At 75.4% G+C, this 12,221-nt stretch carries 9 protein-coding genes and 1 pseudogene; 4 read left to right on the forward strand and 6 right to left on the reverse strand.

Features of this window, described 5'->3' with window-relative positions; translation table 11 throughout:
- Positions 1-146: 146 nt before the first annotated feature.
- A complete protein-coding gene (locus tag AB7J25_RS27655) occupies positions 147-1,109 on the reverse strand; it encodes a helix-turn-helix domain-containing protein (protein ID WP_428513759.1) in 963 nt (320 codons plus the stop codon).
- A 204-nt stretch (positions 1,110-1,313) separates the two neighbouring features.
- Here AB7J25_RS27655 and AB7J25_RS27660 point away from each other — a divergent pair, with 204 nt between their 5' ends.
- The gene (locus AB7J25_RS27660) at positions 1,314-2,492 is read left to right on the forward strand and encodes an NAD(P)/FAD-dependent oxidoreductase (protein ID WP_428513761.1); all 1,179 of its coding nucleotides are present in this window, start codon (positions 1,314-1,316) and stop codon (positions 2,490-2,492) included.
- A 33-nt stretch (positions 2,493-2,525) separates the two neighbouring features.
- Here the strand turns inward: AB7J25_RS27660 and AB7J25_RS27665 are convergent, their stop codons facing one another.
- The 3 genes from AB7J25_RS27665 to AB7J25_RS27675 are packed head-to-tail and all read right to left on the reverse strand — an operon-like array spanning position 2,526 to position 6,978.
- The gene (locus AB7J25_RS27665; RefSeq protein ID WP_428513763.1) at positions 2,526-4,271 is read right to left on the reverse strand and encodes an ABC transporter ATP-binding protein; all 1,746 of its coding nucleotides are present in this window, start codon (positions 4,269-4,271) and stop codon (positions 2,526-2,528) included.
- Between the two features lie 8 nt (positions 4,272-4,279).
- Positions 4,280-6,070 (reverse strand): ABC transporter ATP-binding protein, encoded by a 1,791-nt coding sequence (locus AB7J25_RS27670; RefSeq protein ID WP_428513765.1) that lies wholly within the window; start codon positions 6,068-6,070, stop codon positions 4,280-4,282.
- 41 nt (positions 6,071-6,111) lie between these two features.
- Positions 6,112-6,978: a siderophore-interacting protein gene (locus tag AB7J25_RS27675; protein ID WP_428513767.1), complete on the reverse strand. Its 867-nt coding sequence runs from the start codon at positions 6,976-6,978 to the stop codon at positions 6,112-6,114.
- A 91-nt stretch (positions 6,979-7,069) separates the two neighbouring features.
- Here AB7J25_RS27675 and AB7J25_RS27680 point away from each other — a divergent pair, with 91 nt between their 5' ends.
- The gene (locus tag AB7J25_RS27680) at positions 7,070-7,726 is read left to right on the forward strand and encodes a TetR family transcriptional regulator (RefSeq protein ID WP_428513769.1); all 657 of its coding nucleotides are present in this window, start codon (positions 7,070-7,072) and stop codon (positions 7,724-7,726) included.
- Positions 7,727-7,730: 4 nt separating this feature from the next.
- On the opposite strand, the pseudogene AB7J25_RS27685 reads toward AB7J25_RS27680, so the two are convergent.
- Positions 7,731-8,480, reverse strand: a pseudogene (locus AB7J25_RS27685) (catalase); the annotation flags it as partial.
- Between the two features lie 260 nt (positions 8,481-8,740).
- Between AB7J25_RS27685 and AB7J25_RS27690 the strand changes: the two are divergent.
- The gene (locus AB7J25_RS27690) at positions 8,741-9,559 is read left to right on the forward strand and encodes a class I SAM-dependent methyltransferase (RefSeq protein ID WP_428513771.1); all 819 of its coding nucleotides are present in this window, start codon (positions 8,741-8,743) and stop codon (positions 9,557-9,559) included.
- A gap of 23 nt (positions 9,560-9,582) precedes the next feature.
- Here AB7J25_RS27690 and AB7J25_RS27695 read toward each other — a convergent pair whose 3' ends face one another.
- Entirely contained in the window at positions 9,583-9,948 is a 366-nt protein-coding gene (locus AB7J25_RS27695) for a winged helix-turn-helix transcriptional regulator (RefSeq protein WP_428513773.1), read from the reverse strand.
- Positions 9,949-10,051: 103 nt separating this feature from the next.
- Here AB7J25_RS27695 and AB7J25_RS27700 point away from each other — a divergent pair, with 103 nt between their 5' ends.
- Positions 10,052-11,800, forward strand: coding sequence for an LLM class flavin-dependent oxidoreductase (locus AB7J25_RS27700; protein ID WP_428513775.1), 1,749 nt, complete (start codon positions 10,052-10,054; stop codon positions 11,798-11,800).
- The last annotated feature ends 421 nt before the right edge of the window (positions 11,801-12,221 follow it).

The following is a 12,221-nucleotide window of genomic DNA, read 5'->3' on the forward strand; positions in this document are numbered from 1 at the left end:
TTGATCGCGCTCGCCCGCCGGCTGGTCGACCTCGTCTGGGCCCTGGTCCGCGACAACCGCCGCTTCACCACCGAGGCACCGGCCCCGGCAGCCACAGCGGCTTGACACGGTCATTGAAACTCCTCGGGTCGGGTGTGACCCGAGTCTCACGCGCGCCGCGCACCCCCGGCCTGCACCAGCGCGCCACCCGCTGGAACCGGTGCGACAGATCTGGCGGCCCGGCGGTAGGCGGTCGGCGAGGCGCCGTAGTGCGCCTTGAAGCTGCGGGTGAAGTGGCTGGGATCGGCGAACCCCCAGCGGTGCGCGATCGCCGAGACCGGGCGGTCGGAGTCCGCCAGCTCCTCCCGGGCCCGGGCCAGGCGGCGCACCCGGATCACCTCACCGACGGTCTGCCCCGTCGCGTTGAACACCCGGTTCACGGTCCGCACCGAGACGCCGTGCGCGGCGGCGATGGCGTTCACGGAGACCGCGCCGCCGAGCAGGTGCCGCTCGATGTAGCGGTCCATCGCGGCCCGCAACGCGGGCTGCGCGGTGCTCGACGACGGGACGTCCCCGTCCGCGCGCATGGCCCCGACCAGCAGCTCGAGCGTGGCGTTGCGGGCGGCGGCCACGGCGGACGGGCCGAGGGCGGGCAGCGTCGCGCTGAGCGTGTCGAGATAGGACAGCAGAAGCCGGGTGGCCGGGGCCCGCCCGTCCAGGACGGTGCTGGCCGGTACCCGGCCGTGCACCTCGGCGAGCGCCGCGCGCGGGATGAGCAGGCTGCGCTTCGTCAGCGGCTCGTGCACGGCGAACCGGGCGGGTCGGGTCGAGTCCCAGACGACGGCGTCGCCGGGGGCGAGCGCAGCCTCGCCGTCCTGCTCGACGGTCTCGCGCCCACCCCGGTTGACCAGCACCACGACGAACTCGCCGTCCGTCGCCGCGATCTGGCGCCGCCTGCGGGTTCCGGAGCAGGGGCTGCACTGGCAGTCCACGAGCGCGAGGTCGTCGATCCACCAGCGGCGCACCCAGGCCTCGAACGGCTCATGGTCGACCCGGACCGTCCAGTCCAGGTGCGTGGCGGAGAGGATCTCCTGCCAGTCCGGACCGGTGGTCGCCCAGAACTCGCCCACGGCTGCCTCCCGACCTCGACCGGCAGCATCGCCGGCCGGGTCCGACCCTAGGCGCCGAGGCGGCGCGGCAGTAGAACCAGCACGCCACGACCTGGCACGGGTGCGCCCGTGGGGTTCCGGTGTGACGGACGCGACGGTGCTCCCGCCTCACGTCCGGGGCGGCCGTCCCGTCCTGTGTACGACACCCGAAACCCGGAGGTAACAATGCAGACCTACCGCGTCGTGGTGATCGGCGCAGGGTACGCCGGCACGATCGCCACCAACCGATTCCTCGGATCGCTCAGCGCGGCGGAACGCCGCCGCGTCGCGCTCACCGTGGTGAACCCGCGCACGGACTTCGTGGAGCGGATCCGCCTGCACGAGCTGGCCGCGGGCACGCGGCCGGCGGTCGGGCATCCGCTGTCGGGGATCCTGCACCCCGATGCGCAGCTGCTGGAGGGCACGGCGACGCGGATCGACGCCGCGGCGCGCACCGTCACCGTCGCCACCGCGGACGGGACCGTCACGCTGCCGTTCGACCGGCTCCTCTACGCGGCGGGCAGCGTGGCGGCCGCACCCGTCCCGGGTGCGCGGGAGCACGCGTTCCTGCTCGGCGACCTCGACGGCGCGCAGCGCGCGGCGGCCGCCGTGCGTGCGGCAGGGCCGGGGACGCGGGTGCTGGTGGTCGGCGGCGGGCCGACCGGGGTCGAGGCCGCGGCCGAGCTCGCCGAACGGCATCCCGAGCACGCTGTCACCCTCGTCTCGGCGACACCGGTGCTGAGCTTCATGCGCCCGGCCGCACGGCGGTCGATCCTGCGGACCCTGCGCCGCCTCGGCGTCACGGTCGAGGAGGACAGCACCGTCGCCGCCGTGGAGGACGGGCGCGTCCGGCTCGGCGACGGGCGCCTGCTCGGGTTCGATGTGTGCGTGCTGGCGGCGTCGTTCGTCGCACCCGGCCTCGCCGCGGACAGCGGCCTCACGGTCGACGCCCTGCGGCGCCTGCGCGTCGACGAGTTCCTGCAGGCGCAGGACGCCCCGGCGATCGTCGGTGCCGGGGACGCCGTGGTCCTGCCGGCGCGAGTGGGCGGGCACCTGCGGATGGCGTGCGCGACGGCGCTGCCGCTCGGCGTGCACGCCGCCTCCGTCCTGCTGGCCGGCCTGCGGGGCGCGCCGCCTGCTCCGGCGTCGGTGGGGTTCGTCGCGCAGTGCCTGAGCCTCGGCCGCCGCAGCGGCTACTTCCAGCTGGTGCGCCGCGACGACTCGCCGCGCCCGTTCCACGTCGGCGGCCGGATCGCCGCGTGGGTGAAGGAGCTGATCTGCCGATCCACGGTGACGATGCCGCGGCGGGTCGGGGCGCATCCCGGGTCCTTCCCCGTGCCGGCGGGCCCGCGCGTCGCGGCGTGACCCCGGGCGCGGCACCGCTGGGGGTGCGCCGGATCATCGCCGCGGCGCGGTCAGGCGCCACCCCCGCGACCGGTTGCGCTCGTGCCAGAACGCGGCGTACCGCCCGCCCGCGGCGAGCAGCTCGGCATGCGTACCGCGCTCGACGAGCGTGCCGGCCTGCTCGCCGTCGCCCAGCACGAGGATCTGGTCGGCGGCAACGACCGTCGGCAGCCGGTGGGCGATGACCAGCAGCGACGACCGCTCCCGCAGCGCCTGCACCGCCTCGCCGAGGAACCGCTCGTGCTCGGGGTCCAGCGCCGCGGTGGCCTCGTCGAGCAGCACGACGGGCGCGTTCTTGAGGATCGCCCTGGCCACCGACACGCGCTGGCGCTCCCCACCGGACAGCGACGTGCCGCCCTCCCCCACCCGCGTCGCCCACCCGTCGGGCAGCCGCTCCACGATCTCCGGCACCCCGGCGCGGAACGCGGCCTCGCGGACCTCGGCCTCGGTGGCGTCCGGGCGGCCGACGCGGATGTTGGCCTCCAGGGTGTCGTCGAACAGGTAGACGTCCTGGAACACCGGCGAGACCTGCGCCATCAGCGCCTCGGTCGACTGGTCGCGCACGTCCACGCCGCCGACGCGCACCGTCCCGGCGTCGACGTCGAAGAACCGGGCCGCGAGCCGGGCGACCGTGGTCTTGCCCGACCCGGACGCCCCCACCAGCGCCGTCATCGTGCCGGGTGCCATGCGGAAGGAGACGTCGCGCAGCACCGGCCGTCCGGGCTCGTAGCCGAAGGTCACCGCGTCGAACTCGACCTCGCCGGGCGTGCGGGCGGGCAGCGGCGCGGACGGCTCGGCGAGCGGCTCCTCGGCGAGCAGGTCGGCGATGCGGCGGACGTCGTTGCGCGCCATCCGGGCCGCCCCGGCCAGCTCGACGACCTCGGCGAGCGGGCCGCTGAACAGTGCCGCCAGCGCCAGCACCGCGACCAGCCGCACCGGATCCAGCTCCCCGCCCAGCGCGAGCAGCACCCCGACGAGGATGAGCGCGGAGAACACGAGCTGGACGGCGAACCCGCCCGCCACCATCCCCGGCACCCACATCCACAGGACCCGGCGCCCGACCGTGCGCTGCTCCTCGATCGCGTCCTCCAGCGGGCGGTACCCCTGCGCACCGCGGCCGAACGCCCGCAGCGCGCGCTGCGCCTTCGCGAACTCGACGACCCGGTCGCCCGCCGCGACGGAGGCGGCGTCGCTCAGCTGGTCGCCGCGCCCGATCCGCGCGGCGCCCCAGCGGAACACCCCGGAGAGCAGCGGCACCCCGAGCAGGGTGGTGACCGCGAGGCGCCAGTCGAAGGCGAACATCGCCAGCGCGATCGTGGCCGGGGTGAGCACGCCGACCAGCAGCGGCGTGAGCAGGTGGGCGAACATGCCCGCCAGGGACACGGTGCCACCGGTGACGATCTGCGAGAGCCGCCCCGTGCGCTCGCGGGAGAACCAGCCCAGCGGCAGCGCGACGACGTGGTCGCCGATGCGCGCCTGCAGCGTCCGCAGCACGGTGACGGCCACCTCGAACCCGCGCATGGCCTGCACGTAGTGCAGCACGCAGGTGAGTACCGCGGCGACGGCCATCGCCCCGATCCACGGCCACACGTCCGCGCCGGCGAGGAGCCGCTCCAGGAACGGCACCACCAGCACCACCGCGAGACCCTGGCAGATCGCGTAGGCCGCGGTCGCCGCGAGGTACACGTCGAGCGCGCCGCGGTGCGCCGGGCCGAGGATCGCCCTCAGGTCGGTGATCATCGGGCTGATCATCGGGTCGCCTCCCACATCCGCGCGTAGCGCCCGCCCGCGGCGAGCAGCTCGTCGTGGGTGCCGGCCTCGACGACCGCCCCGGCGTCGAGGACGGCGATCCGGTCCGCACCCGTGATCGTCGTGAGCCGGTGCGCGACGACCAGCAGCGTGCGCCCGCGGGCCAGCTCGGACAGCGCGTCCTGGATGGCGGCCTCCGACTCCGGATCGGCGAACGCGGTGGCCTCGTCCAGCACCAGGACGGGGGTGTCGGCGAGCAGCGCGCGGGCGATGGACACCCGCTGGGCCTCCCCGCCGGAGAGCTGCGCGTCCTCGCCGATCACCGCGTCGTAGCCGCGCGGCAGGGCCGTGATGCGGTCGTGGACCTGAGCGGCACGCGCGGCGTCGCGCACCTCCTCGTCGGTGGCCTCCGGGCGGCCGAGGCGGATGTTGTCCGCGACGCTCGCCCGCAGCAGCTGCACGTCCTGCAGCACGAAGCCGACGTGGCGGTACAGCTCGGTGGGCGCGATCTCGCGCACGTCCACGCCGCCGAGGCGCACCGCCCCCGCCGTGACGTCGTGGAAGCGCGGGAGCAGCGTCGCGAGCGTCGACTTGCCCGAGCCGGACGGGCCGACGAGCGCCGTGACCGTCCCCGGCTCGAGGGTGAGCGACACCCCGTGCAGGACGTCGACGCGTCCGTCGTAGGAGAAGGAGACGCCGTCGAACTCGACGCGGTGGCCCTCGGGGACCCGGGGGTGCTCCGCGACCGGCAGGACCGGGGTGTCGAGGATGTCCGCGATCCGTTCCGCGGCGGCCGCGGCGGTGCGCCGGGACTGGGCGCCGAACCCGAGCGCGGTGACGGTGGAGGGCAGGATCAGCGCCACCAGCAGGCCCGTCATCGCCTCGACCGGGCTCACCCAGCCCTCCGCGACGAACCAGGCTCCCCCCGCCGCGTTGACCGTCGCGACCACCGGGGCCACCAGCGCCGAGCTGGACAGCGCCGAGATCCGCAGCATCGGCCGCACCCAGCCGGCGTAGGTCTCGCCGAACTCGGCCGCGGTGCGCCGGTAGGCCTCGTGCGCACGCCGGGCCCGGCCGAACGCCTTGATCACCGCGATGCCGCTCACGAACTCCGACACGGCGGCGCTGATCCGGGCGAACGCGGCGTTCATCTCCTGGATGCGCTCCTGGTAGCCGCGCATCATCCAGGCGTAGGCGACGGCGTAGAACGGCAGCGTCGCGACGGCGAGCAGGGCGAGCCGCCAGTCCAGCCAGAGCAGGTAGGCCAGGCCCCCCAGCGGCAGGACGACCGCGCCCGTCAGCTCGACGGAGTGGTGGGCCACGAGGTGGTGCAGGTCGGAGACGTCGTCCTGGGCGGACTTGCGCACCACGCCCGAGGAGGTGTCGGAGAACCAGCCCAGCGGCACGCGGCCGAGCCGGTCGATCATGCGGCGGCGCAGGTCGGCCTGCAGGGAGGAGTCGGCGAAGTGGGTGACCGCGAGCGCCGTGCCGAGGCACAGGCCGCGCACGCCGAGCCCGGCGACCACCAGCCAGGCGACCATGAGGACCGCGTCGCGGTCCACCGGCCCCGGGGCCAGGAGCAGCTCACCCAGGCGGGCCAGTGCGACGAACGGCACCAGCGCGGCCAGCGCGCCGGCCGCGGCCAGCGCGATCGCGAGCCGGGTGCGGCCCATGACCGGTGCCCGCAGGCGGGCGAGCGCGGCAGCCTGGCGCCGGGCGATCTCGCGCGCCGACGGCGGAGTGGGCCGGGTGTCGGCGGTGACGGCCGGTTCGGCGACGGCGGTGGACACGGTGACCTCCCGATCGGGCGGTGGCAGGGATGTGCGGCCGGTCAGGCCCCCTGCGCCTCCAGCTCGGCCATGATCTCGGCGGCCTCGGCCGCGTCCTCCGCGGTCGGGGCGTCGTCCTGGGTGAGGTGCAGCCGCCAGTACCCGGCGAAGGCGACGGCCCGCTTGTCCAGGCCCCACTCGCCGACGAGGTGGCGGCGCAGTGCCCGCACCGCGGACGCCTCCCCCGCGAGCCAGCCGAACAGCGGGCCGGACGGCGACGGAAGCGCGCGGACGGCGTCGACCAGCGCCGTCGAGCGGCCGGCAGGCTCGCCGCCGCGGTGGTGCCAGTGCATGCGCACGTCCGCCGCGGACTCCAGCGGCAGCTCGTCGGCGGTGCCGTCCACCTCGACGTGCACCTCGGCCCGCTCCCCCGGATCCAGCACCTCGCACCAGGCCGCGATGGCCGGCAGCGCCGTCTCGTCGCCCGCGAAGAGCTTGGGCACCCCGGGCGGTGCGGTGCGCCAGTGCGAGACCGCGGGCCCGAGGAAGCCCACGACGTCGCCGGGACGGGCGACGGCCGCCCAGCGCGACGCGGGCCCGGGATCGTCCGCGTGCAGCACGAAGTCGATCTCCAGCTGCGCGCGGTCCGGGAGGTGGCGGCGGACGGTGTAGGTGCGCATCCAGGGGCGTTCCGGCTCCGGAACGGCCAGATAACGGGCGTACCAGCCCGCGACCTCGCCCAGGTCGGCGGGCGCCCCGGGCAGCCGTGGGACGCCGCCGTCGCGGGCGAAGAACAGCTTCGCCTGCTGGTCCGGGGCGATCGACCGGAAGCCCTCCAGCCCGCCGCCCAGGACGATGCGGCGCAGGTGCGGCCCGACGTCGCGGACCGCCACGACCGACGGCGTGGCGTACAGCAGTGACCCCTTCACAGCGCCCCTCTCTTCTCAGGGAAGGCATACCTTAATCATCCGTGAACGAGATTCGCAATCCTTCGGCGCCGCCAGCGCCTACGCTCTGCCCGTGACCGCACCGCCCGCCGGAGCCGGGGGCCGGCTCGGCCGGCGTCCCGGCCCCAAGCCGCGGCTGAGCCGCGAGCAGGTCGTCGCCGCCGCCCTGGACCTGGGCGTCGAGCGCGTCACGATCGGCGCGGTCGCCGCGGCGCTCGGCGTCGCCCCCGCAGGGCTCTACCGCTACATCGACAGCCGCGACGATCTCGTCGCCGCCGCCCTGGAGGCGATCCTCGCCGGGTCACCGCTGCCACCGACGGACCGCGGCTGGCGCCACGTCCTCGAGACCGAGGCCTGGACGCGCTGGCGGCTGCTACGCCGCTACGCCGGGCTCGTGCGCCGCCACGAGCGCAGGCTCGTCACCGTGGCCGCGCGCCGGATGGAGCAGCTCGTGTCGGGCCTCGTCGAGCTGGGGTTCGACCTCGACGCCGCGCTGCTGGCCGTCGACTCCGTCCTGGACCTCGTCCACGACGCGGCCGAGCAGATGGCGCGCATCTACCGTCCCGACGAGCCCGGCACGCTCTCCGACGAGATGCGGGCCGCCCTCGACCACTACTCGCCGCCGCTGCGGGCCGGGATCGAGGCGATCGTCGCGGACCCGGAGGCCCACGTCGCGCGCAAGCTGGCGATCGTCCTCGACGGGATCGGGTGCCGGCTCGCCCCTGCCTGACCCGCTACAGCTGCGCCGGGCGTTCCACGCCGCTGCGCCGCCGCACGGACTCCCCGTAGATGTAGGTGCGGATATGCAGGATCGGGTCGTCGGACGGCTCGATCCCGTCCGTGACGCGCATGGGGTCGTTGACGAGGATGTCGCCGTCGCGCTCCCGCGTGGTCTCCGGGCCCGTCATCTCCACGACCCCCATGTCGGCCCACTCCCGCTCGGCGGGCCACTCGCGACTGGAGTCGGTGGTCTGGTCGCCGTCCTCGGCGAGCTGGGCGAGCAGCCGGTAGCGCACCGGGAGCAGCTCGACGATGCCGGTCACGAGGTAGTCGCGGTCCGCGGTCGCACGCTCCGCCTCGGGGAGGCTGTGCTCGCCGGCCTCGGGCGCGAGGCGCCATCGCACGTGCCGGGCGTCGCCGTCGGCGTTCACCAGCCGGTAGGCGACGAGCGAGTTGAACGCCATCGTCGCCCAGCTCAGCGGCGGGTCACCGGCCGCGGCGACCTTGCCGGCCGCCTCGGCGATGTCCGGATGATCGGCGAGGAACGCCTCGGTCGCCGCCTCGCCCTCGCCCTGCGCTCGGATCAGGCCGAGGAAACCCTCCGGCGTCCCGGCGGGGAAGACGGGCCAGGACTGGCACACGACGTCCGTCGTGGAGCCGTCGGGCAGGGAGAACTTGACGGCCATGCCCCGCGGGTCGTCCTGCGCCGCGTCGGGGCACACCGGGTTCGGGTCGCCGTTCGAGAACCGGACGGTGACCGGGACCGGCTCGCCCGTCGCGCACCCTCGTCACGGGGGACCTCCCGGTTCGCGTCGTCGCGAGACGGGCTCGACGCTAGCCCGGAATTAGATCGATCACAATATAATCGGCCACCGTTAGTCTCGCGGCACGGCTGACGCACCCGCCGGACGGAGGCGCGCCTCGCCACCTCGTGTACCAGCGCCGCGGCCGGCGTGCAGGATAGGCTCGCCTCATCTCCGCGACACGAGGTGCGGAGCCGACGACGCTGACGAGGTGGAGCCCTATGACGCGGGTCAACGGTGCCACCCTGGACGGGGTCTCGGCCACCGCCCTGTGGACGCTGCGCAACCGCGCGGCCTTCGCCGTCGGGCCCCGTCCGCTGATCGAGGACCCGTACGCGGTCCGCGCGCACGGGTCGATCGACTACGACTGGGACCGCTTCGGCCCGCCCAGCCAGTCCCACCCGCTCCGGGCGCTCGCCCTCGACGAGGAGATCGGCCGCTACCTCGCCCACCGCCCGGGCGCGACGGTCGTCGCCCTCGGCGAGGGCCTGCAGACCACCTTCTGGCGGGTCGGCGCGCCGCGGGCCCGCTGGCTCTCGGTCGACCTCGCACCCGTGATGGACGCGCGGGCCGCGCTCTTCCCGACCGACGACGACCGCATGGTGCCCCTGAGCATGTCGGCGCTGGACCTGGCGTGGCTCGACGAGGTGCAGGACCCGTCGGCCGGTGTGTTCGTCAGCGCCGAGGGACTGTTCATGTACCTCGAACGCGACGACGTCCTGGCGCTGGTCGCCGAGTGCGCCCGCCGCTTCCCCGGCGGGCGGCTGCTCTTCGACTCGATCCCGCCGTGGTTCAGCAGGCGCACCCTGAAGGGCCTGAAGCTCACGCCCCGCTACACCGCGCCCGGGATGCCGACGGCCTTCACCCCGTCGCAGACCGTGCGGGTGTTCGAGGCGCTGCCGGGCGTCGCGTCCGTGCGCAGCGTCGACGTCCCGCTCGGTCGCGGGCTGTGGGGCAGCAGGATCCTCCGCTCGGTCGCGTCGCTGCCGCCGGTGCGCGAGTTCGGCCCGTCGATCGCCCTGCTCTCGCTCGCCGGCTGAGCCGTCCGGGTGCAGGCTCCCGGTCAGCCGCCGGACCGGGCGTCCGCCCGGTCCGCGAGGCTCCACTCGATCAGCGGCTGCAGGGCCCGGAGCAGCCCGATCGCCCGCTGCGTCGGCCGGTAGGTGACGAGCACCGGCGTGGTCGGCACGACCACCCGCTCGACCAGGCCGTCCACTTCCAGCTCGCGCAGCCGCTGGGCGAGCAACCGGTCCGAGATGCCCACAACGTGCGCGCGGTACTCGACGAACCGGCGCGCGCCCCGGATGCCCGCGAGGAGAATCCCGGCCGTCCACTTCCTGCCGACCACCTCCACGGTCGCCTGGAAGCTGCGGCAGCGCTCCTCGTCGATGTCTTCGAACCCGGCAACGGGGAGGCTCTCGACGGTCACGCCGCGACCATACACTTACTTCTCATTAGTCGCTTACCTGTTGGTTGACGTAGCACGGCGGCGCCGGGATCGTCGGGTCCGTGCCCCCCTTCCGGCGGCCCCGGTGACCGGCGGCCCTCCCCTCGAACTCGGCGTCCTGCTGCCCCGGACCCCGTCAGCGGTCGATCTCGCGACGTCGGCCGACGCGCTCGGCCTCGACCTGGTCGCGGTGGCCGACGATCCCGCCCACCCGGAGCTCGACGCCTGGACGCTGCTGTCGTGGATCGCCGCCGCCACCGGCCGGATCGGGCTGGTCGCGGAGGCGATGGCCGTCCCGCCGCGCGATCCCGCGATGGTGGCGCGGGCCGCTGCGAGCCTGGACCACCTCAGCGGCGGCCGCGTCGGGCTCGGTCTCGCCACGGGCACTCCGGACGCGGTGGCCGTCCTGGAGGAGGCCGTCGCCGTCGTCCGCGAGCTGTGGAACGTCACGGACCGGGGGCTCGCCCGCTTCCCCGGCCGCACCTACCGCCTCGCCGGCGCGCAGCGGGCCGCCCCCGCCCACGACGTCCCTCTCGCGCTGGCCGGGACGGGCGAGGCGCTGCTGCGGCTCGCCGGGCGCGTCGCCGACGGCTGGACGGCGGACCTGCGCACCCTTGACCCGGGAGCGCTCGCCGCCGCGCACCACACGATCGACGAGGCCGCCCGCGCCGCCGGGCGCGATCCGCGGGAGATCCGGCGGCGGATCCTCGTCCCCGCGGGCGTGCCGGACCTGGCGGCGCTCGTCTCCGGGCACGGCGTCGACTCGGTGCTGCTCGCCACCGGCGACCCCGAGGCGCTCGCCCGGTTCGCGCGCGACGAGGCGCCCGCGCTGCGGGCCGTTGCGGCCCACCGCCCCCGCGTCCGGCGGGCCGCCGCCCGGGCCCGCCGCCATCCGGGCATCGACTACGACGCCGCTCCGGACGTCGCCGAGGTCGTCGAGCCGGGCGACCTCGCCTACGCCCGCTTCCGCTCCGGCTACCTGCGCGGCGGCGCGCCAGGGATCGTGCTGCGCGCCGCGACCCCGCAGCAGGTCGCCGACGCGCTCGCGTTCGCCCGCCGCCACCCCGAGCTGCCGCTCGCGATCCGCAGCGCAGGGCACGGCATCAGCGGGCGCTCCACCAACGACGGCGGGATCGTGGTCGACGTGTCGGCGATGAACGCGATCGAGGTGCTCGACGAGCGCCCGCGCCGCGTCCGCATCGGGCCGGGCGCCCGCTGGACCGACGTCGCCGCGGCGCTCGCCCCGTACGGCTGGGCGTTGAGCTCGGGCGACTACGGCGGCGTCGGCGTCGGCGGGCTCGCCACCGCGGGCGGGATCGGGTTCCTGACCCGGCTGCACGGACTCACGATCGACCACCTGCGCGCCGTCGAGATGGTGCTCGCCGACGGCTCGATCGTGCGGGCGAGCGACGCCGAGAACCCGGACCTCTTCTGGGCCGTGCGCGGGGCGGGGGCGAACTTCGGCGTCGTCACGGCGTTCGAGTTCGAGGCCGACGAGGTGGGCCCGGTGGGGTTCGCGGTGCTGGTGCAGGACGCCGGCGAGGTCACCGACGTCGCGGGTTACCTGGCCGGGTGGGGCACCCTCGTGGAGGGCTCGCCGCGCGACCTCACGAGCTTCCTGATCCTCGCCCCGCCCCGTTCCGGGCGGCCCGCGATCGCGCAGAGCTACTCCGTGGTGGCCTCCGCCGAACCGGAGACGGTGCTCGCCCGGCTGCAGCCGCTGGCCGATCTCGCCCCGCTGTACGCCCAGCAGGCGCAGATCCTGCCGTACGCCGCGGTGATGGCGAACGCGAGCGAGGCTCCGCACCAGGCCCGCGGCACGTACGGGAGCTAGGTCTTCCCATACGGGCCGTTCGCGCAGGGGGCGCGGCTGCCGCCCCCAACCGGCCGGGGCCGCACCCGCCCAGCCGACACCCCGCTCCCGGTCCCGCCCGTGCCGCGCGAACGGCACGTACGGGAGCTAGGTCTTCCCATACGGGCCGTTCGCGCAGGGGGCGCAGCTGCCGCCCCCAACCGGCCGGTGCCGCACCCACGTGGCTCGCGTAGGCTGGCGGACGACTCACTCGTCCGCGCGGCACCGACTGCCGCGCCAGGGCCCGTCCACGGTTCCACGCCAGGAACGCCGATCCCCCGGACATCGCCGTCCGGCGCTGCAGGCACCGTGTCGACGAGCCCCCTCCCGGAGGTCCTCGTTGACACCCCTGCAGTCCCGGCGTGCCCCGCGCACGCCCACCGGCACGTCGACCCGAGCGTCC

It is taken from the genome of Pseudonocardia sp. (assembly GCF_050246655.1).
Classification (GTDB): domain Bacteria; phylum Actinomycetota; class Actinomycetes; order Mycobacteriales; family Pseudonocardiaceae; genus Pseudonocardia.

What these genes read in the sequence shown, in the direction of transcription:
- AB7J25_RS27660 (WP_428513761.1), top strand. Translation starts at nt 1,314, where the DNA reads ATGCAGACCTACCGCGTCGTGGTGATCGGCGCAGGGTACGCCGGCACG.
- AB7J25_RS27690 (WP_428513771.1), top strand. Translation starts at nt 8,741, where the DNA reads ATGACGCGGGTCAACGGTGCCACCCTGGACGGGGTCTCGGCCACCGCC.
- AB7J25_RS27665 (WP_428513763.1), bottom strand. Translation starts at nt 4,271, where the DNA reads ATGATCACCGACCTGAGGGCGATCCTCGGCCCGGCGCACCGCGGCGCG.